This window comes from Agrobacterium pusense (assembly GCF_013285525.1).
Classification (GTDB): domain Bacteria; phylum Pseudomonadota; class Alphaproteobacteria; order Rhizobiales; family Rhizobiaceae; genus Agrobacterium; species Agrobacterium pusense.
Genome location: NZ_CP053856.1, coordinates 1,196,087 through 1,214,013, shown reverse-complemented (window position 1 = coordinate 1,214,013; position 17,927 = coordinate 1,196,087). Strand labels below are relative to the sequence as shown.

The window sequence follows — 17,927 nt, the reverse complement described above, 5'->3', positions numbered from 1 at the left end:
TCTCCAACAAAGGAGACAGACATGTTACCCGAAACGATGTTCCTTATGGAGAAGATTAGACACATGGAAATCCGCCACGGAAGAGGAGGGTGTGTTTCCGAATGGGAGAACTGGCCTTGCTCGCCACTGGACCGGCTTGTTGTGTTTCTCTTGCATCTGCACCATTCCCTGCGCCGATATCTCTGCATCAAGCCCGGAAGTCGGTGACTTCGGAGGGATGGGCAACCATCCACGGAAACTATTTAAATCGTTTGAAATCATTTTTCTGCTTCATGGCGGATCAAAACGGTCCGAAAGAGGGCGGGCGGCGCGCGGATGTCTATGCAAAGCCTGTGCTTGGAGCTATAAGCCGCTCAAATTTCCGAGGCGGTCGCGCGGCGGTTGCGCGGTCGAAAGAAGGGTAAGAACATGGCACAGAATTGGACCCCCGGCAGCTGGCGGCAGAAACCGATCCAGCAGGTTCCCGAATATCCTGATGCGGCAGCGCTTGCGGCAACGGAAGCCACGCTTGCAACCTATCCGCCGCTGGTATTTGCCGGTGAGGCCCGCCGCCTCAAGAAGCAGCTTGCCAATGTGGCGGAAGGCAACGCCTTCCTGCTGCAGGGCGGCGATTGCGCCGAAAGCTTCCTCGAGCACGGCGCGGACAATATCCGTGACTTCTTCCGTGCCTTCCTGCAGATGGCCGTGGTGCTGACCTATGGCGCACAGCTGCCAGTCGTAAAGGTGGGACGCATTGCCGGCCAGTTCGCCAAGCCGCGCTCTTCCAACGTGGAAGTGCAGGATGGCGTGACGCTGCCGTCCTACCGCGGTGACATCATCAACGGCATCGAATTCAACGAAGCCTCGCGCATTCCGAGCCCGGAGCGTCAGCTCGACGCCTATCGCCAGTCGGCGGCGACGCTGAACCTGCTGCGCGCTTTCGCAATGGGCGGTTATGCCAACCTCGAAAACGTTCACCAGTGGATGCTCGGCTTCATCAAGGACAGCCCGCAGGCCGACCGTTACCGCAAGCTGGCCGACCGAATCTCCGAAACCATGGACTTCATGAAGGCCATCGGCATCAGCGCGGACAGCAATCCGAGCCTGCGCGAGACCGACTTCTTCACCAGCCATGAGGCGTTGCTGCTTGGTTACGAAGAAGCCTTGACCCGTATCGATTCCACCTCTGGTGACTGGTACGCCACGTCGGGCCACATGATCTGGATCGGTGACCGCACGCGTCAGCTCGACCATGCGCATGTGGAATATTTCCGCGGCATCAAGAACCCGATCGGCCTGAAATGTGGTCCGTCGCTGACGCCCGACAATCTGATCGAGCTGATCGACGCGCTGAACCCGGCAAACGAGGCCGGCCGTCTGACGCTGATTTGCCGTTTCGGCCACGACAAGGTGGCGGACAGCCTGCCGAAGCTCATCCGTGCTGTCGAGAAGGAAGGCCGCAAGGTCGTCTGGTCCTGCGATCCGATGCATGGCAACACGATCACGCTCAACCACTACAAGACGCGCCCGTTCGAGCGTATCCTGTCGGAGGTCGAAAGCTTCTTCCAGATCCACCGCGCCGAAGGCACGCATCCGGGCGGCATCCATATCGAGATGACCGGCAAGGACGTGACGGAGTGCACGGGTGGCGCGCGCGCCGTGACGGCGGATTCGTTGTCCGACCGTTACCACACCCATTGCGACCCGCGCCTCAATGCCGATCAGGCACTGGAACTGGCGTTCCTGCTGTCAGAGCGCATGAAAAGCGGGCGCGACGAGAAGCGCCTGGCAATCGCCAGCGCTTGATGGAAGAGCTGAAAGTCTCTCTGCGCTTGCGCGAGGTCTGATCGTGCCGGACTGAAGATCTGGTCCGGCTTCGGGAGTGTGAGGCTCCCGCTCGCGGACGCTTCAGCCTCTGGTAATGATAAAGCCGCCGGATTTCCGGCGGCTATTTTTATCTGTGGCTATAGGCTTACTGTACCAGAGCCGGCTGCTGGCAGCGGACATCGGTAACACGAACATCGGCTTCGCCGATCTTGACGCCGAGAACCAGAAGCGTGTTGTAAAGCAGCGTATCAACCGGTGCGGTGACGAGGGACAGCGTGTTGGCGAGCGCCGTCTGGATGACGCCGAGGCCGCCAAGGTTGAGGAAGAGAATCCTGATGTCGAGATCAAGGTTCTTCAGCAGCGAGCTGACGAGTGTCGTGACGGTATCCTTCGTGGAGACGCTCTTGATCTTGCCCTGGGCAATATCCAGCTGCGTGAAGGTCAGCTTGGTCTTCGTCATGTTGGTGGCGTTGATGAGGGCGCTGCCGTTGACGGCAAGCAGGGCAGAATCCACGATTGCCGCCTTTGTCACCCGCGGGTCCCGTCCGAAATTGGCGAAGGCCGTGGTATCGACATTGCCAAGTGCAATTTCTGCAACGCCGGGAACAACTTCGACATCAACGGTTCCCTGTCCGCCGCCCGTGCAGCGAATGTCCGCAAGCCGGGCTTCCGCGTGGGCGACTTCCACATAAAGCGGGACATTGACCTTGAGGCCGGCGATTGCCTGGAGCCCATCCACCACGACATTGACCGCAAGGCGGGTCTGGGCGGTACGGACCACGGTGCCCTGGCCGCCAACGGCGAGCGAAGGCGTTTCGACCGGCGGCTGGCCGATGGCGAGTGTCACCTTGGCCGAGGCGAGGCCGAGAACATTAGCGCCGAGATCAAGCGCCAGCTGGTTGCCGCCATTGCCGGCAACGGCTGCGGCATTGAGAAGGTCGAAGACGCTGGCATTGACCTTGAGATTTTCCCCGCTGCCAATGAGCTTTTCGGTGAAGGGACCGAGATTGACGATCTCTTCTAGCTTGAGCTTGATGTTGCTCTTGCCGGCGGTTTTTTCCAATGTCTTCAGAACGGTGACGACGGCTGGCTGCAGGCCCGTCGTTTTCGTCAGCGCGTTCAGGAACTTGCCGTAGGTAATCTCAGTCTGCAGCACGTCCTTGTAGGTGCCGGCGGTGAGGCCAAGATCGATCGCGAGAGCTTCGACGACATGCAGCGCGTTGACATCGGCATCGACGAGGGCCTGATAGTCCATGAGCTTGAGCGAGACCGTGGTGCCGAGCAGACCGCCGAGCAGGCTGTTCAGGAGGCCGTCATTGAGGCTGGCAAGCCGCGATCCCACCGAGAATGCGGCGACTTTCTGAGACGAGGCGGTTCCGGCGGCCGAAATCCTTGGCGGCGTTGTAAAGGCCGAAGCGAAGAAGATCTGGCCCTTTTCGAAGATGTTTACTTTCACCGCATTGGTCGGCTGGGCGTTTTCGACGAACCGCTGTCCGACCGGGAGGCTGGCATCCGGTTCATAATGGCCTTTGACAACCTCGGCGTAGCCGTGGGTTTTGGCAAACTCATTCCGGGGATCGAAAGGCTGCAGCCCGGTTGGCGTTAGCAGCCCCTGCGCCGTCCTGACGCCGAGGTCCAGGCCGTTGAGTGCAAAATATTGCTGCACCGTCTTTTCCGCGTCGGTGACGTTGGCTGCTGCCGAAATGGCCGCGAGATCGGCGGTCTGCTGCAATTGCCGCTTCTGCAGGGTCAGATAACCGTAATCGACGCCAATCGCCAGGATGCCGATAAAAAGCGGCGCCGTCAGGCCGGCGGAGATGGCGATGTTGCCGGCGCGATCCCTCAGGAAACCGGAGAGCAGGGAATGGATGGTCCTCATGTCATGCTCCTCCGATCCGGATGGTGGAAAAACGCCGGATGACCGGCTCGGGCAGGGTGTAGCTGTAGAGGCTCCAGATCGGCAGATCACGGGCGTCATATTCGACTTTCACCGTGAACTGGTTGGCATTGGCGGGATCAGTGGCGACGTCGACCGTGAAGTGTCTTTTATCCAGGAAGGCGTAACCGAGATCGCTCTTGGCGACGAAATCCCGGGCGAGCTGCTGGCGCTCGGTTGTGTTAAGGCCGGCGACCGCCGTTCTTGCCGCGTCGGCGGCGATCTGCTGCACCGAATAGGCCGCCATCAGATAAATGCCGTAGGCAATCATGGTCAGGAGGACGAGAAAGAAGATTGGCGCGACAATGGCGAACTCGACAGCGTTCGAGCCGGACCGATCGCGAAGGAAACGCACTGCATTACGCATAAAGCACCCCCGTTCCTTAAGGCACCAAGGTTCGATGCCTTGATTTATTATTTTCGGAAATGCTAATTTATAGGTGTTAATTTTGTGTTGACGTGCGCTTATGGGTTGCAGGCCTGTGTAAACCTTCGCGTCTGCTTCAGATCAGGCGAAGGCCCTTGAAGCTGGCGTGGCCATCCTTGCCGATGATGATATGGTCGTGGACGGCGATACCGAGCGACTTTGCCGTACCGATGATGGTCTTGGTCATCTCGATATCAGCACGCGAAGGTGTCGGGTCGCCGCTCGGGTGATTGTGAATCAAAATCAAGGCTGTAGCGGATAGTTCGAGAGCGCGTCGCACCACTTCGCGGGGATAGACCGGTGTATGGTCCACGGTCCCGTGCCCCTGCACTTCGTCGGCAATGAGGACATTGCGCTTATCGAGGAACAGGATGCGGAGGTGTTCCCCTTGTTCAAGTCAGTAAGCAAAATCAACCGTTTGCCGGAGACGTCCCTCAAACGTCCCCGGCGCGTCCCTCACTCGTTGTTCTCGTTGCGTTTTGCCAGACGCATTTCGGCAACGCGGCTGGTCTGGTTGATGGTGCCGCGATTGTAGCGGGCACTTGTCTGGCGGTTTTTATGTCCCGCAGATTTCATTACGTCGGTCTCGGATGCGCCCAGATCATACGCTTCGGTAATGGCGCCAGCGCGCGCATCCATGTTCCAGACATGCTTCGGTAGGCCCGCCTTATCGGCGACCTTACGCCACCTCTCGGTGAATTTTCGGTTCTTATAAGGAGCGCCGGTTGCCTCAGAAATGATGATTGGACCGATCCTCTTACCGGCGGGAACCCTGTCAATTTCCTCAAGAACGGCGGGGTGCAGCTTCAAATCATGTTCGACAGCGAAGCCGGTCTTTGTGTGGACCTTGCGCAGTATAAAATCATCGTCGATGTCAGACCACACCAACCCATTTACCCAGCGTTTGTCACGGTAGGTGATTCCGCCATCGTCAGTCTCGTCCCGCGGTTCCCATTCGCCCACCACGTCCTTTTGGCGGAGCGCGAGTTCGAACTGCAGTACGGTGGCGAGGGCAACCGAATGGAAGCCTTCTGAATGGGCAGATGTTCGCAGTGCGTTGACGTGTTCGATGGTCATCACCGATGTGCGAGCCAGCGGCGCCTTGAACCGGATTTTGCTGAGGATGGTGTCCGCTCGGAAGCAATCCTCGTGACCCAAGGTAACTCCGTAGCCAATCAACTGGCGGACAGTATCCATGGAGTGCTTGGCGCGCCAAGGCCTAGGCTTCAGCTGGCCGTCCTTGGGCTGCCCCCATGCCGTGTGCCACCGCTTGAAATCCGGGCCCAGCAGCTTGCTGACGTGCCTCGCGCCTACGGTCGCCTCGATAATCTTGAGGGACTTGAGCACGTTCTCACGGCTGTTCCATTTCATCGAATGGAACGGTGAATCTTCGTTTGTCTGATAGGCGCGAGAGAGACTCTTAATCGTGCCGTCGTAACCCGGTGCGTTGTGTTCGCCCGTAGCCGACCACGCGAGCATTTCAGCCTGGAGAATGCGGCATCGCGCTGCCAGTTGCTGGCGGCCTTCGGGTGTCTCCGGGTAGTGAAGTCGAACTGAAGACGGGCGATATCCACGCTTTGCTATGTCGGCGCGTGCTTCCCAATACTCCCGGTACGATCCGTCTTTATTGCGCTTCCGCTTCAGGCCAGGTGCGTCGGTCATGACCAGTTCTCCACGCCATCGATGGATGAGGGCAGGGTGCTTTGGGTCAATCCGTGCCGACGATCGAGAAACGCGCGTACAGCCGGCCAATAGCGACAGCCGGTGAGGGGATCAATCCGCGGCAAGCCCTCGCGCTCCCAAACTAATGCAAGGGCATCCCATTGCGTTTTCGTCTTGGGGCCAAGGATGCGCGCGGCGATCGACGCTTCAGAAAGATATAGCGGGCTGTTATCGTTTGCTGCGCGCATGCGTCCTCCTCTATTGTTCGTGACGTAACTTTCAGAACCAGCCTGCAAAAAGTCCAATGTCGCTTGATGAAAAAGTTTGGCCCCGCTCAACCAAGATGGAGCAGGGCCGCGACGGTTCGTTGCTGGTGAGGCCTTAGGTGGTGACTACGCCGTCGCTATTTCTGCCGGTATAAGAGGCCCGCGCAGCCACAAAGGCGCGCTGGGCAAGTTGGCCAGCCCGGGAATGCGGAGGCTGGCTGGGAAAGGTCAGTTAACTAGTTTTGGATCCATCCCAAGGGCGGCGCGGTAATCCTCGACGTCTTCCCTTGATATGGTCGTGATTTCGACAATGCGAAGATTGCTCAATTCGCTCAGCGTGCAAAGAAATGGATGTGGGAGGCCATCATAGTACATCGCATCGACCACGCCACCAGGGCGAAAGCCCAGTATTGTCAGGTACCAAACGTAGCCGTCGGATTTCTGAAACTTGAGCATATCACCCACCGAAAATTTCGGGGGGTTTTGCTGCTCGAAAACATCATGGAAGGTCGGTCTTCTTCTGCCGACCAGCGCACGCGGCAACTGCTCTCTGGCGTTGCTCCGCGCCGGTTCTTGTCTTCTGCTGGCATGCGTCATTTCAACGTTCTCCTCGGTTGCTGCGAAGCGATTGTTTCGCTATAACACGATACAAAATACATCGAGTTGGCCGTAAGTCAACACAAAAATGATAGAGTTATACAAAATGTCTATTACGGCGTCACAATGCCGGGCAGCGCGTGCCCTAATTAACTGGTCGCAAGATGACTTATCCAAGGCGTCAGCAGTGGGGCGAGCCACGCTGGCAAACTTCGAAAGCGAAAAATCCACGCCGTACGACAGGACTCTACGCGATATCCAGTCGGCCCTTGAAGATGCCGGCGTCATGTTCATCGACACCGGAGAGACCGCCCAAGGCTACGGGGTGACCATTAAGCCTTGACCATCTTGGCAGGCTAAACCATCTTGCTTCCCTGGGTCTGGGGGGCAAGAATGAAATTGCTGTTGGCGTTCGCGGTAGTGATTTTCGCATCAATAGGCATATGGCTGGGTGGAATTAGGATCATCGTAGTCCAGCCTATAGGCGCGCTTCCTGAGGGCGCAACAATCGTTGCTGCCGGCCTGGGCAACGTTCGATTGATTGATAGCCCAGATGCCATGTGCAGCAGGCAGCAAGGCGGAGTAAGTCTTCTCTGTCGGGCTGCGGCGCTCGGCGCGATAGCTGATAGTGGTAAAATCTTGCTGCGCCTACCTTACAGCGAAACATTGTTCAGGATCACCGGCGGCCCATTTCGTGACGGTTAGAAGTCGCAAACTTGGGTACACACTCTCATCCGCTGCGGCCCGTGATTTCGAGATCGCCGAATAGTACTCTGTTAGTGCGCAGCCACGGGCAAAATCCCCCTATCACCTCCGAAAAAGGGTTGGCGCGCGATCGACGTGAAGTTATCTTCGCGACGGACGTGCGCGCGATCTAACCGTTACTTCGACTCTATATGGATCACCAGGAGTACGCTACTCGGCCCTGCGCAAAATAAGACGCAGCATCTGATAATCTGCGATAAAGCGACAACACAATCTTTGCGGCTACTAAAGCGTTGTGATCAGCGAGATCGAGGATTGTGTCGTAAGAAGGTGCCAGCATCATCTTGGACAAATCGCGCGCATTTTTGTTGATATACTTTTCGGCACCATCTCCCGGTTTGAACTCGTTACCGCTCATGCGAAGGTAATAATTTTCGGACAGGTACTGATAGAAGCCGCGGTAACTATCGTGAATACTATTTCTATTTTCGACGAAGTTGGGAATTATTTCCTGCAAGGCTTCGAAAGCGCTTTCTTTTCCTAAAACATCAACGTGACCTGGCGATGCGTACTGAATTTTATCAAGATTTAACTGGTCTCTCGGAGGGATATTATCCGCCAGATCGCGGAAAAGATGGACGTAGCTAAAGCCGCCCTGAAACGGTCGATCAAGAAACGCTTCTTTTATCTTTCGCTTAGTCGTAGTAGGTGTGGAGTCGTCCTGCCAGTTTTCAGCGGATATAATAAACGCATAAACGTCCGAGAATTTCTGCTGAAACTGGCCGAAATCGGTCAACTCCCACTCACCATCAATCAGCAGAGTCTCTTTATCGGAAGCTTTGATTGTCTGATGCTCGTAATCTTCAGTATGGTTGGTCGAGAAAAAACGCGGCGACGGCATGTATTTTTCAGCAATCTCACCCTGCCACGGTTCCATCATTATTTTCCCATCGACCATATCATGAAGATCAAAATGGAAATGGAGTCTCACTTTCGGGTAGGTAAAGAGGTATCGAAGATCCACGGTGCCCGAAAGATACTTATCCCAGTCTGCGATTGAGACGGTGGTTGCATGGAAGAACGATCTACTAGAATCCTCATGGGGTATCGCCACAGCCACAATTCGCTTCTTTTGAGAAAGCAAAGTTATTAGTTGGGGCTCATCCATGTAAACTAGCGTCGCTTCATATTGAGCTGAACGGCGGGCCATCAGACAGTCTCTATCTTTTTGATTGCAGCGACAGGATCAAAAGTATCATACATCCAGAAATCAACGTGCTTGTTTTTTTCCAGTGAAACGCCAGCGCCCGATTCGATCGTTAAATGCGCAACGAACGGGCCGCCCTCGCGTGGCTTTGGAAGGCGATAAGCAATATTCTTGGCTTTATCAGCGCAAGTAAATAACGAGCAAGATGCGTGCTTGCACGGATCAGCTAAGGGATTTAGGGGCCGCTTCCTGGCGGCTTGCGACAGAAAGTCGTCCTTTGTAGGGGAGTCAGATGTCACGCATCTATAGGCATCGGCTATTTCAATGTCGGCGGCTTTCGCCGGCGGACACTGATCCGGTAACTCTTCCCAAAACCCCATAACTCATCCCCATTTTTTCTGGTGTATTACTACGACACTTCCGTGAATGCAATTAGGCGTGTATTGAACTTTTGTGTGGATAGTAGGGGTTGAAATAACGACGGGCACTTTGGGGCCCTAGGTCTCCCCAATTTTGAGGAGACCTACGCCATACCTTTGAGCGAAACGCTTTACTGGTGGACTGGGGCGAGTGTCCAGTTGAGCTTCACGTTTCGCTTCTGCGCAGACCTGAAGCCGACATCTCGGCTGCCCCTAGGCCTCACTCTTCGCTTTTGCCGCCGTCGATAACGGAAAACGTCGGCGCCATGCGTGGGGCGTCCATTAGGCCGCGTGTGGCCTTTATTGCAGCCTCAAGATACACGGTCGTTCTTTCATCAGATGGCAGCGCGTTGCGGTAGGAACTTATTGCCGTTTCCAGAAACTCATCGAGTATTACGCCCTGCTCAGGCAATGTTTCGCGTAAAATCGACGCGATAAGATGCGTCGCGTTTTTGAGGGCGAACATTTCTCCCTCAACCGTCAAAAGTCGTCTGTTGTATTCCTCAATCAAAGTTTCACGTTCCTTTTTCGAGCGTCTCTAACTGCTGCTTCCACTCTAAGCGGTATTTCTGCTTTGTCCTTGGCCATTTGCGCACGAAGCTGTGCGATCTCGGGGCCGGTGCCCTGCACGTTGTAAACGGGAGAGAAATTCACGTTAACCGCGCCGCCACCCGATCCGCCCGTGACTGACTTCATATCCGGAATACTGGGAGGCGAGAGCGCCGGCATTGCGCCGACGTAGCCGCCATCAGCGTACCCCTTAAGGCCACGCCTCATGGCCTCCATCGCCGCAGGACCGCCGGCAGCTTTGACGGCCGCCTGGTCGAATACGTACTCACCTCTGTGCACGACGCCTGCTGGCTGGTATTTGCCCCCGTCGCCGGTGTAGCCGCCGTTAGCAAACAGGCCGCCAGTGATCGCTCCGGATTTAATTCCCGCCCACTGCGAGCCACCACCAAAGAGGCCACTGAACAGGCTAAATAGTCCGCCCCCACTGCCGCCGGCATTGTTGATCTTGAAGATGTTGTTCAACACGTCGTTGATCAGGGCGTTGCCGATCTTCTTGAGGCTATCGGCGAGAATGTCTGCCGCGCTGGCTCCCTCAATGAAGCCGTCAATCATGCCTCGCGTAACATCCTTGGCGGTTTCCATCGCCTCTTCAGCGCGCTGGCGTATCTCATCCTGCTTTTCGGGAAGCCGCTCGGATTCGACGACCGCGTTTGCATACCCTGCCGCTAAATCCTCGATGCTGGCCGTCAGTTCAGGCGTGATTTTAACGCCAGCCTCTTGCGCCGCGGTCAGAAGCTCCTGTTTGGCGCGGGCGAACTCGATGGAATGCCCGTAGTCATTCAGGAGGGGATTGAGACCAGCCTGCGCTGCCGTCTCAGCGTTCAGAGCCGCCGTTCGCTTGGTGATCTGCTCAACTTCTCGGGCATACTCATCAGCCCGCTTCCTGCTGGATTTGCCGTCTTTGTCGGCTGTGACCTGATATTTCTTGTCGGTGATGTCGACGGGCGTGAATTTCTTGCCGTTGACGGTTTGGGTCTTTCCGCTGCCCCCCACAATCGAGGGCGCACTGGTGGGATATTTCAGCGGCTTGTCATTCAGCACGTCTTGAATGATGCTGGACGCTGTCTTTGTGGCCTGTTCATTCAAGGCCGCCAACTCGGCCCTGGCGCCATCAAGTCGAGATCCGTTCGCCCTTGCGCGGCGCACTGGCTGCGATTCGAGATCCGCGATCTCTTTTTCCAGTTCCAGCCGCTTCTGGGTGTTGTCGACGAGCTTTTCGCTGGCTTTAACAGTTGAGTTGACCGTCAGCGCGCCACCGAGAACTGATAGCTTGCCATCGCCGTCGCTGTCCAACGCGCTAATAGCACCTTGACCAATGTTCTGAAGGCCGCTCGCCTTTCCTACCCATTCGGCGAAGTCTTGTGCTGCTTTTGCACCAGCGTTAAGCTTCTCGATAACGTACTGAATATCGGAAGCCAGGCCATCCATGTCGACGCTGTTGACGAAGTTCGCCATGTTGTCGATCGCGCCGCCGAACGTGTTCGCAGCCTGCGTGGATTCGTTGAACCTGCGGACAGAGTTCGTCAGGGCGGTGCGAAGGTTCTCAAGTCTCTGGTCTACCGTCAGTACCGCACCGGCAACCTTCTGCTCGAGCACGGGTGCACCCGCATTGATGCCGTCAAAGAATGCCTTAGACGAAAGCTTTCCTTCCAACATGATCTGGCGGAGCTTCGCGACCGATCCTTCGGCCTGCTTGATACCAGCGGCCGCGGCCTGCAGGACAGTCGGCGCGCCTTCGAGGATCGAATTGAATTCCTCAGCGCGAACTACGCCGGCGCCTAGGGCCTGCGAAAGCTGCAACAGGGCGCCCGACGCTTCCTGGCTGGACTGGCCAGACGCTCGCAGTGCTAGGGCTATGTTGCTGGAAAGGCTGATGATATCGTCCGACGATACTCCTAGCTCTTTTTGAACCAGCGAGACGCGGCCGTAGAGCTGCACCAACGTTTCTAGCGGCGCAGCGTTCTTCTGGGCAGCTGTAAACAGCTTCTGATACACGCCTTCCAGTTCTTCGCCAGCGAGGCCCGCAACTTTTAGGGAGTTGGTAATGCGCGTCCCGCTATCCGACAATTGCCGAAAGCCCTGGGCACCACCGATAAGGGCGAAGGCTTTCGCCGCACTGGCAGCGATTCCCGAATAGGTCGAATTCAGACGGGCCTGCATTCTGGCGGAAGTGGTTTCGACGCGCTTGAAATTGCGCTCCGCATTACGCGTGGCATTGGCGATCTTTCTTTCGAAGTCGCTGACGCGCGCTTCAAGCAACACGGCAAGTCGTTCATACTCAATTGCCATTCTTTGTGCTCCTTATCGCCTTCGACATCGCGCGCTTGATTTTCTGGCCAGCCTTTTTCTTTGCGGTGCAAAAGCCCGAGAAAAAGAATGGGTGCGCGGGTATGGCGGGTATCTCTGCGCCTTCGAACTGGCCGCCGGCGATATGCGCGCGCGTCCCAAATTCAACGAGGTGCGCATAACGGACCTTGGAATTGCCGGCCGTGATCATCGCCGCGTTTTCAGGCACGGTGGTTGCTCCGCCTGGCTGACTATGGGGCGGTGTTCTCTGCCCGCCTGCGGTCACCACAATGCTATCCTTGAGGTCGCCGTCGTCGACGGGTGCCAGCGCCTTCATAACGTCCGCCACGTCTTGTGCGGCAGACGTTATCGCGGGTTGGGTCTGCTCGCGCACGGCCTTGGGTATCTTTTCGAGACGGCGCTTTAGGCGGTCCCAGCCCTGAATCGTACGCTTAACCATTTACTGCGGCAGGCTCGGATTCGTCATCGGCTTCGGGCACGCCCTTTCCATGGAATGCGGCATCCATTACCCGAACCACCAATGGGAAATTCTCTGCCGCAGGGCGGTTCTCGACGTAGGTACGAACCAAACGCAGCGCAGCCACAGGCTCCATGCCGCCGCCGATCAGTCCGAGGCGCAGAATTTCGCGTGCGTCATTGAGATTGACGATGCCAGTGCGGACGGCGTGAAGCAGCGTCGCATACATCGAGCGATCTGTTGTTTTCTCCCATTCACTGGCCAAATCCCAAGTCAGTGCGAATTTGTACGTGCCGTCGGCGAAGTCTGCTTCAACGATGGCAAAAGGTTGTGCTGTGGTCATTATTGATCCATTCCAAGTTGGTTGATTTGCGTTATTACGTTGACGTTCAGATTGTTGGGGAGCGCGCAGATGCTGAAGTTTGGAACTACAGCTCAGTTTTGGGGTGGCGTAGTTTTGGGCATAGTGGTGCTGTCAGTCGCCATCCAATCCGTTCTAGTGGTATCGGAAGTTGGGGCCGCTCAAGCTTTCTTTAATGTGATAAAGTGGATTGGAACGTTTGAGTGGCTAAGGGAATATCAGACGCTATTGACTGGCGCGGCGGCCGTAGGTGCGGCATGGCTAAGTGTTCGGGCGGTCCGGGACCAGATAAAATCTTCTGAGCTCGCGGCACAAAAGCAGATTGACCATGCCACGTGGATCGAAAATAACAGGAACGAGGCAAAGCACACGGCCGTCAGGGCTTCCACTCCCTTAACGCTTTCAGATCTCATGGATTACTGTAGTGCGGTCCTTGCACAATTGGCGAACGCACACTCTCACTGTGCTGGACATATATTGCCCAAAACGGCGCCGCCCCTAGCGTTTCCAACTGCACCAACGTCAATAGTGGGCGACCTTAAGGAACTGATAGAGTTCTCAAAAATTGAGGACCGCAGGTTTATCTGGCAAATTTTGGTCAGCCTGCAGATATTGCGATCCCGCCTTGATAGTCTGAGGATTTCTCACCTATCCACTTCCTCGATTGTATCAGAAAGCAATATTGAAGCTTACATCGTGAACGCATCTGATTTGATGGCTAGAGCCGCGTCATATTTCGATTACGCTAGGGGGTTTTCCGATGCACATCCGGCGTTCGTGACTAGGCGCGAAGTGGGGGCTGCAATGTCTTCAGTTATTTGGAGCACCTCCGCGACCACTATTATCAACAAGTACGGTCTGACCGATGATACGCCTTGGGAGCCTTGGACGCGCTGACTATAATCGAGCTCCCTGGGTCATATTTTGAATTGGAAAAATGCACGCGAATGACCCCGGCCGGTCCCTGAAAAAGGTGGCTTTCGGAGTTTCGATAGGCCCCGTACCAGGCGAAAAAACCCGATGTTTTCTCGCGCGCGCGTTTGCGCACGCGTGAGGCGAAAAACTGTGTTTGCATTTAAAGTGCATTCCCGCGCCGGTCCGCGGCTGGGCAGGCTGATACTTTCAAGGCACCCCCCTCTCAGTCGTGCGTATCGCTCGCCGAGGCGAGATAAGTAATGATGCCCACTGGACTCGGTGTTCATAGTGTGGACAATTCTCCATTATTTCTGGGGAGACAGTCATGCGCTTTGGTGGTGTAGCAACGTTATCGGCAATCATTGTTCTGGCAGGTTTATCAAGTGCCGATGCGGCCTCCTGTAATTTCTCAAAGCCAATAGGTAGTTGTAAGGGAACGATATCTATTGACAGTACGAAAGGATCCAAGGGGAACTATTCAGCAGAAGCTACAGTTAGAAGTTCTGCTCCGACATGCTCCAAAGTAGAGTACTTGATCGATAACACCCCCAATCAGACGATTCTAAAATCCAGCAACTCCGATAGTGAGAGCTTATTCGGGACGTCGCCTGTCACCAAAAAAACTGTAAAAATTACAAAGTGCACTGCGTATGAAGACAGAGACGCCGTGACTTCAAAGGACGGTGGCGATGCCACAAATGACGTCGCGGGCCCGAAATTTTTTAATGGGACTTGGGAAGGTCAGGTTGGCATGATGTTCCTAAAGGCGGGCATGACTTTGACGATGAATGTGAACGGATCCACGGTTACCGGGGGAAGCCACGCTCATAACGGCACGGGCGACTATCAGATTAGGAATGGCCGAGTTTCAGGAAACCGCGTCACGTTCGACTATGCGCAGCCTATGGGTGGCGAGACAGCGAACGTCGTGATTACGCGTAAGTCTGCCAACTCAATTGAGTATTCTGGTTCGGCGTCGGGCGTGACAATGTCCGGAACCCTTACACGAAAATAGTTCGCTCGTCGTCGAGCGTGTGTTGCGCTTACGCTTAGCGATCTAGGTGGCCTGCTGCCGGGGCTCAGCAGCAGGCCGGTGATAGCGTGGCCACTCATACCCACGCTATCTGGATGCTTGGCGCTTAGGCCTCGAAATCACCGGTGACCAGAGACTCAGGGCGATAGACCGCGAGGGCAAGACGCTCCTCGATCCGGGCCGTCGCCATATTGAGCTCAAAGTCTTTGTCGTTCTCTGTGCTGAGTTCGAACGTGACCTGCTGCCGATCGAAGATCTGCGCAGCGGTAGCAAGTGCACCGACGAGGAACTGGCCGGCTGGCATAGCCGTGGTGTCCACGATGGGAAGGCGCCAGATTCGGCCCTGTCCTCCCTCTACTGGGTCGACGATAATGTAATTGCCCCCAGCATCCTTGGTCAGCTCAAGCTCCGCGAGGTCATCGGGATTCATCACGATGCCGGTTGCAGTGTACTCCGCGCGACGCACCTGCTGGATGGCTCGGCGAATGGTGTCAACGCGCGTATCGCCGGTCTGGCGCAGGCTTTCGTCGAATTCGGTCGCCTGCGGAATAAGGCCAAGGATATTCTGGCCAGTGCCGCTACCGAACAGAAGCTGCTGCTCCTCGACCAGCTTCAAGCCGGTTGTGCCGCGCAGATCCAGATAGGAGATTAGTCCGGCGACGTCATCAAGCATCTGCTTGGAGAGCTTGAAGAGGTGCGCAATGGTCCGAACCGACGCGGTCTTCAGGTCGAACGTGATGTCAGAATAGGGCTTCTGCGTAGTCTCGGCGACAGGTGCTGCGTTATTGGTGAAGCCGGTTTCCTGTACGAATTCGATCGAGCCGGCAGTGGTCTTGCCTGGCGCGATGAGGTCCCGCACCGTGAGAACACGCTGGGCTGGTGTGACTATGCCCGGGCGTCGGTCAGCGGGGACGAGAGACGTGCCCTGCGATCGACCAGTGCCGACGGTCGTATTGCCGGATGTGATGGCGGCAGATTCGACATAGGCGCGGCCACGATTGGCACCACCGTTGAGCTCCTTGAAGGCCGGCGTGTTGACCAGCGCACTTGCCAGGCTTTCGCCTGCGTCTTGCCCATAGTCGTCGTTTTCGCGCGCTGCGCGCCGCTCAAGGTCAGAAAGGCGAGTGCCGAGGTCGGCGGCGGTCGCGTCGAATCTGTCGCCGACCTGGCGAATAAGTGTTGCTACATCAGTCATATTCAGTCCTTAAAAAGAGAGGGGTTTTCGGCACGAATTCTGGCGCGTCGTGCGCTGCTATCGGCCAATTCTTCAGCCAATGCTTTTTCAGTTACGGCCACGGCTCGCTGAAACTCTGGGGTCGATGCCGCTAGCTTTTCCGCCAGTCGCTTGCGTTCTGCTGTGCCGGCGTAGTGCCAGTCCCAGACATGCTGTCTGGCTTCCTTGCCGTGTTCCACGAGCGCGGAAATGTCGGCATGCGGTTCTTGCGCTCCGGCCGCATTGGCCGCAGCGGTGATGAGGTCTTTGATGTCCATTAAAGTCTTCCGATGGCATTGAGGGCTGCGGCAGCATCGGCTTGCTCTGGTGCTTGGCCTTGAAGCTCCGCCGCTATCGCGGTTAGGGCTTCACCAGGCACGATGCGCGCGGGTGAGGCGTTGCCGCGAGATGGCGGCTCTCCGAACAGCAAATGCATGTTGTCAGCAGTGACCGAAACGCCAGCCGGGTTTTGCCGCACCATGAGGTGGCGAACGTGTTTCGGCTGACCGAAAAGCAGGTTTTCCAGAAAGACCGCAAAACGCTCGCCATTCATCGTCGCAAGATCGCCGAAAGTTTTTGCAGCCGACGGGCCTGTGGCAATGCCGCTTTCGCCGAGCAAGGCTAGAAGCAAGGTGACTACTTCTGGCTCTGATACGTCGAGTGGAAACCTGCGACTGCCTTCGGTCTTTTGTAGCTTGCCTTCGTCTTGCAGTTTGCCTGCAATGGCCCGGACGCGCCCAACCTTTAAGCCGAGCCGACGCGCGAAAAGGTGTACGACTTCGTAAAGTCGCATTGGCGCCTCCATTTTTTGAGAATTGGGATTAAGTGGGTTAAAAAAATCGCAGGCGCCCTGCCGGTCGTCGAGGAGACAGACGTCGGCAGAGCGCGCGATCGAACCGCGATACCACTCGCGGGATTTCAGGGTGGCAGTACATCCGTGCGCACCATGATTGGAAACTGGGGTGAGCTACCGCGCGCGGCAACCCACCATCACGGCAGTGACGGCTGCCGGAAATGATAAAGGCCCGCATCGCTGCGAGCCTCTCTCTCTTATAACCTGTGGCGCGGGGAAATGGGGTACCCCTATGCGGCAAGCCTGTCTTGAGTGCGCCAATGCCGATCCACAATCCCGAACCCGTCGAAGATCCTGGCGCGCGCCTCACCTTTGGCTCCTTTGCTCCCTGCGCCGAGTCGCTTGCCGATTTCGTCAAGCGTCATGCCGTCGACGACCGACCACTCGAAAGCTTCAAGGATGGCCGGGACATAAGCCAGCTTGGCGCGAAGGATCGCTAGTTCTCGCTTTGCATCGATCGCCGCCAGGATTGGCCAGTCGCCGTTCCACTTCTTAGGCACCGGTGCCGCAAGCTTGCGGGTGGTCTCGCCGGCAGATGTCTTTTTGGTTGGTGCGGTGTCAGCGTTCGCCTTCTTGCCTGTCACGACCTTAACGCCTTTTGACCGGCCTTCTGCATCTTGGTTCTCTACGAAGAAGAGGTTTTCGCATTCCTTGCCGATCAACTGCGTCGGCCGCGAAGCGGTGTCGTGCAGGTCTCGGTACCGACCTGCGAGCGAAAGGAAGTAGTCTTTGCCTTCGGTTCGCAAAAGCTTCTGCAGCGGCCAATCCGCATTGTCGTTGGCCGCTTGGCCGTCGTACCATTGGGAGGAATACCAAGCGCGTCCATTAGTCAGCCACTGGTCAATCTCTTCTTTCGCGCTGCATGCTGTGACGGGCGGAGGCGGATCACCTGGCAGCCTCACCGTGATGCCTGGTGCTTTCATGCGCGCGCGACTTGGCGACCATTCGCCAGCATCGAGGTCAAGTGCAGTCGGCGTGTCGCGCCGGTCAAAAACCGGGGTTTCTTTTTCCATTAGGCCGTCACCTTATGAAAGAGGGGTGTTTAGGGCTGCATACCGACGAGGCGCCGGATGCACATACTTTCCGAGAAAGGGCCGAAAACGGGTAGTCGATTTTGAAATTTTTTTTGATGTCTAACGCAGGTGTATAAAGTGAAATATATCCAGTAAAATTATACACTATAACAAATTATA

Annotated in this window: 20 protein-coding genes and 1 pseudogene; 5 read left to right on the top strand and 16 right to left on the bottom strand. The window is 56.3% G+C overall.

Going from position 1 to position 17,927, the window contains the following annotated elements; genetic code table 11:
* The first annotated feature begins 408 nt into the window (after window positions 1-408).
* Window positions 409-1,785, top strand: a complete 1,377-nt coding sequence (locus tag HQN82_RS05980; protein ID WP_004441981.1) for a class II 3-deoxy-7-phosphoheptulonate synthase — start codon at window positions 409-411, stop codon at window positions 1,783-1,785.
* Window positions 1,786-1,951: 166 nt separating this feature from the next.
* On the opposite strand, the gene HQN82_RS05975 is transcribed toward HQN82_RS05980, so the two are convergent.
* The 6 genes and pseudogenes from HQN82_RS05975 to HQN82_RS05950 all read right to left on the bottom strand — a co-directional run bounded on the left by HQN82_RS05975 (window position 1,952) and on the right by HQN82_RS05950 (window position 6,694).
* Entirely contained in the window at window positions 1,952-3,685 is a 1,734-nt protein-coding gene (locus HQN82_RS05975; protein ID WP_034498925.1) for a TadG family pilus assembly protein, read from the bottom strand.
* Between the two features lies 1 nt (window position 3,686).
* The gene (locus HQN82_RS05970) at window positions 3,687-4,109 is read right to left on the bottom strand and encodes a TadE/TadG family type IV pilus assembly protein (protein ID WP_004441978.1); all 423 of its coding nucleotides are present in this window, start codon (window positions 4,107-4,109) and stop codon (window positions 3,687-3,689) included.
* 136 nt (window positions 4,110-4,245) lie between these two features.
* Window positions 4,246-4,563 (bottom strand): annotated as a pseudogene (locus HQN82_RS05965) (JAB domain-containing protein); the annotation flags it as partial.
* A gap of 62 nt (window positions 4,564-4,625) precedes the next feature.
* Window positions 4,626-5,831, bottom strand: coding sequence for a site-specific integrase (locus HQN82_RS05960; protein WP_173614661.1), 1,206 nt, complete (start codon window positions 5,829-5,831; stop codon window positions 4,626-4,628).
* Window positions 5,828-6,079 carry a hypothetical protein gene (locus HQN82_RS05955; protein WP_173614660.1) on the bottom strand — a complete coding sequence of 84 codons (252 nt, stop codon included), beginning with the start codon at window positions 6,077-6,079 and terminating at the stop codon, window positions 5,828-5,830. The genes HQN82_RS05960 and HQN82_RS05955 overlap by 4 nt, the downstream gene beginning before the upstream one ends.
* Before the next feature lie 246 nt (window positions 6,080-6,325).
* Window positions 6,326-6,694, bottom strand: a complete 369-nt coding sequence (locus HQN82_RS05950; RefSeq protein WP_173614659.1) for a hypothetical protein — start codon at window positions 6,692-6,694, stop codon at window positions 6,326-6,328.
* A gap of 88 nt (window positions 6,695-6,782) precedes the next feature.
* On the opposite strand from HQN82_RS05950, the gene HQN82_RS25700 reads away from it, so the two are divergent.
* Window positions 6,783-7,037 carry a helix-turn-helix domain-containing protein gene (locus tag HQN82_RS25700; RefSeq protein WP_427832744.1) on the top strand — a complete coding sequence of 85 codons (255 nt, stop codon included), beginning with the start codon at window positions 6,783-6,785 and terminating at the stop codon, window positions 7,035-7,037.
* Between the two features lie 50 nt (window positions 7,038-7,087).
* Window positions 7,088-7,399, top strand: coding sequence for a hypothetical protein (locus HQN82_RS05945; RefSeq protein ID WP_173614658.1), 312 nt, complete (start codon window positions 7,088-7,090; stop codon window positions 7,397-7,399).
* A gap of 196 nt (window positions 7,400-7,595) precedes the next feature.
* Here HQN82_RS05945 and HQN82_RS05940 read toward each other — a convergent pair whose 3' ends face one another.
* The 6 genes from HQN82_RS05940 to HQN82_RS05915 all read right to left on the bottom strand — a co-directional run bounded on the left by HQN82_RS05940 (window position 7,596) and on the right by HQN82_RS05915 (window position 12,702).
* Window positions 7,596-8,609, bottom strand: a complete 1,014-nt coding sequence (locus HQN82_RS05940) for a hypothetical protein (RefSeq protein ID WP_173614657.1) — start codon at window positions 8,607-8,609, stop codon at window positions 7,596-7,598.
* Window positions 8,609-8,986: a hypothetical protein gene (locus HQN82_RS05935; protein WP_173614656.1), complete on the bottom strand. Its 378-nt coding sequence runs from the start codon at window positions 8,984-8,986 to the stop codon at window positions 8,609-8,611. The genes HQN82_RS05940 and HQN82_RS05935 overlap by 1 nt, the downstream gene beginning before the upstream one ends.
* A 259-nt stretch (window positions 8,987-9,245) precedes the next feature.
* Window positions 9,246-9,536, bottom strand: coding sequence for a hypothetical protein (locus tag HQN82_RS05930; protein ID WP_173614655.1), 291 nt, complete (start codon window positions 9,534-9,536; stop codon window positions 9,246-9,248).
* Window positions 9,533-11,884, bottom strand: a complete 2,352-nt coding sequence (locus HQN82_RS05925; RefSeq protein WP_173614654.1) for a tape measure protein — start codon at window positions 11,882-11,884, stop codon at window positions 9,533-9,535. Before HQN82_RS05925 ends, HQN82_RS05930 begins: the two co-directional genes overlap by 4 nt.
* Window positions 11,874-12,341 carry an HK97-gp10 family putative phage morphogenesis protein gene (locus HQN82_RS05920; RefSeq protein ID WP_173614653.1) on the bottom strand — a complete coding sequence of 156 codons (468 nt, stop codon included), beginning with the start codon at window positions 12,339-12,341 and terminating at the stop codon, window positions 11,874-11,876. Before HQN82_RS05920 ends, HQN82_RS05925 begins: the two co-directional genes overlap by 11 nt.
* The gene (locus tag HQN82_RS05915) at window positions 12,334-12,702 is read right to left on the bottom strand and encodes a gene transfer agent family protein (RefSeq protein WP_173614652.1); all 369 of its coding nucleotides are present in this window, start codon (window positions 12,700-12,702) and stop codon (window positions 12,334-12,336) included. Before HQN82_RS05915 ends, HQN82_RS05920 begins: the two co-directional genes overlap by 8 nt.
* A gap of 69 nt (window positions 12,703-12,771) precedes the next feature.
* On the opposite strand from HQN82_RS05915, the gene HQN82_RS05910 reads away from it, so the two are divergent.
* Together HQN82_RS05910 and HQN82_RS05905 are read left to right on the top strand one after the other, a co-directional pair.
* Window positions 12,772-13,617, top strand: coding sequence for a hypothetical protein (locus tag HQN82_RS05910; RefSeq protein ID WP_173614651.1), 846 nt, complete (start codon window positions 12,772-12,774; stop codon window positions 13,615-13,617).
* Between the two features lie 343 nt (window positions 13,618-13,960).
* The gene (locus HQN82_RS05905) at window positions 13,961-14,650 is read left to right on the top strand and encodes a hypothetical protein (RefSeq protein ID WP_173614650.1); all 690 of its coding nucleotides are present in this window, start codon (window positions 13,961-13,963) and stop codon (window positions 14,648-14,650) included.
* Window positions 14,651-14,774: 124 nt separating this feature from the next.
* On the opposite strand, the gene HQN82_RS05900 is transcribed toward HQN82_RS05905, so the two are convergent.
* The 4 genes from HQN82_RS05900 to HQN82_RS05885 form a co-directional block, all read right to left on the bottom strand.
* The gene (locus HQN82_RS05900; RefSeq protein WP_173614649.1) at window positions 14,775-15,863 is read right to left on the bottom strand and encodes a phage major capsid protein; all 1,089 of its coding nucleotides are present in this window, start codon (window positions 15,861-15,863) and stop codon (window positions 14,775-14,777) included.
* A 2-nt stretch (window positions 15,864-15,865) separates the two neighbouring features.
* Window positions 15,866-16,159 (bottom strand): hypothetical protein, encoded by a 294-nt coding sequence (locus HQN82_RS05895; RefSeq protein ID WP_173614648.1) that lies wholly within the window; start codon window positions 16,157-16,159, stop codon window positions 15,866-15,868.
* On the bottom strand, window positions 16,159-16,674 hold the full coding sequence (locus HQN82_RS05890) for a hypothetical protein (RefSeq protein WP_173614647.1): 516 nt from the start codon (window positions 16,672-16,674) through the stop codon (window positions 16,159-16,161). Before HQN82_RS05890 ends, HQN82_RS05895 begins: the two co-directional genes overlap by 1 nt.
* A 290-nt stretch (window positions 16,675-16,964) precedes the next feature.
* A complete protein-coding gene (locus tag HQN82_RS05885) occupies window positions 16,965-17,747 on the bottom strand; it encodes a hypothetical protein (protein ID WP_173614646.1) in 783 nt (260 codons plus the stop codon).
* Between the last annotated feature and the right edge of the window lie 180 nt (window positions 17,748-17,927).

What these genes read in the sequence shown, in the direction of transcription:
- HQN82_RS05975 (WP_034498925.1), bottom strand. Translation starts at nt 3,685, where the DNA reads ATGAGGACCATCCATTCCCTGCTCTCCGGTTTCCTGAGGGATCGCGCC.
- HQN82_RS05940 (WP_173614657.1), bottom strand. Translation starts at nt 8,609, where the DNA reads ATGGCCCGCCGTTCAGCTCAATATGAAGCGACGCTAGTTTACATGGAT.
- HQN82_RS05915 (WP_173614652.1), bottom strand. Translation starts at nt 12,702, where the DNA reads ATGACCACAGCACAACCTTTTGCCATCGTTGAAGCAGACTTCGCCGAC.
- HQN82_RS05950 (WP_173614659.1), bottom strand. Translation starts at nt 6,694, where the DNA reads ATGACGCATGCCAGCAGAAGACAAGAACCGGCGCGGAGCAACGCCAGA.
- HQN82_RS05935 (WP_173614656.1), bottom strand. Translation starts at nt 8,986, where the DNA reads ATGGGGTTTTGGGAAGAGTTACCGGATCAGTGTCCGCCGGCGAAAGCC.
- HQN82_RS05910 (WP_173614651.1), top strand. Translation starts at nt 12,772, where the DNA reads ATGCTGAAGTTTGGAACTACAGCTCAGTTTTGGGGTGGCGTAGTTTTG.
- HQN82_RS05960 (WP_173614661.1), bottom strand. Translation starts at nt 5,831, where the DNA reads ATGACCGACGCACCTGGCCTGAAGCGGAAGCGCAATAAAGACGGATCG.
- HQN82_RS05925 (WP_173614654.1), bottom strand. Translation starts at nt 11,884, where the DNA reads ATGGCAATTGAGTATGAACGACTTGCCGTGTTGCTTGAAGCGCGCGTC.
- HQN82_RS05955 (WP_173614660.1), bottom strand. Translation starts at nt 6,079, where the DNA reads ATGCGCGCAGCAAACGATAACAGCCCGCTATATCTTTCTGAAGCGTCG.
- HQN82_RS05945 (WP_173614658.1), top strand. Translation starts at nt 7,088, where the DNA reads ATGAAATTGCTGTTGGCGTTCGCGGTAGTGATTTTCGCATCAATAGGC.
- HQN82_RS05970 (WP_004441978.1), bottom strand. Translation starts at nt 4,109, where the DNA reads ATGCGTAATGCAGTGCGTTTCCTTCGCGATCGGTCCGGCTCGAACGCT.
- HQN82_RS25700 (WP_427832744.1), top strand. Translation starts at nt 6,783, where the DNA reads ATGATAGAGTTATACAAAATGTCTATTACGGCGTCACAATGCCGGGCA.
- HQN82_RS05890 (WP_173614647.1), bottom strand. Translation starts at nt 16,674, where the DNA reads ATGCGACTTTACGAAGTCGTACACCTTTTCGCGCGTCGGCTCGGCTTA.
- HQN82_RS05895 (WP_173614648.1), bottom strand. Translation starts at nt 16,159, where the DNA reads ATGGACATCAAAGACCTCATCACCGCTGCGGCCAATGCGGCCGGAGCG.
- HQN82_RS05900 (WP_173614649.1), bottom strand. Translation starts at nt 15,863, where the DNA reads ATGACTGATGTAGCAACACTTATTCGCCAGGTCGGCGACAGATTCGAC.
- HQN82_RS05980 (WP_004441981.1), top strand. Translation starts at nt 409, where the DNA reads ATGGCACAGAATTGGACCCCCGGCAGCTGGCGGCAGAAACCGATCCAG.
- HQN82_RS05905 (WP_173614650.1), top strand. Translation starts at nt 13,961, where the DNA reads ATGCGCTTTGGTGGTGTAGCAACGTTATCGGCAATCATTGTTCTGGCA.
- HQN82_RS05885 (WP_173614646.1), bottom strand. Translation starts at nt 17,747, where the DNA reads ATGGAAAAAGAAACCCCGGTTTTTGACCGGCGCGACACGCCGACTGCA.
- HQN82_RS05920 (WP_173614653.1), bottom strand. Translation starts at nt 12,341, where the DNA reads ATGGTTAAGCGTACGATTCAGGGCTGGGACCGCCTAAAGCGCCGTCTC.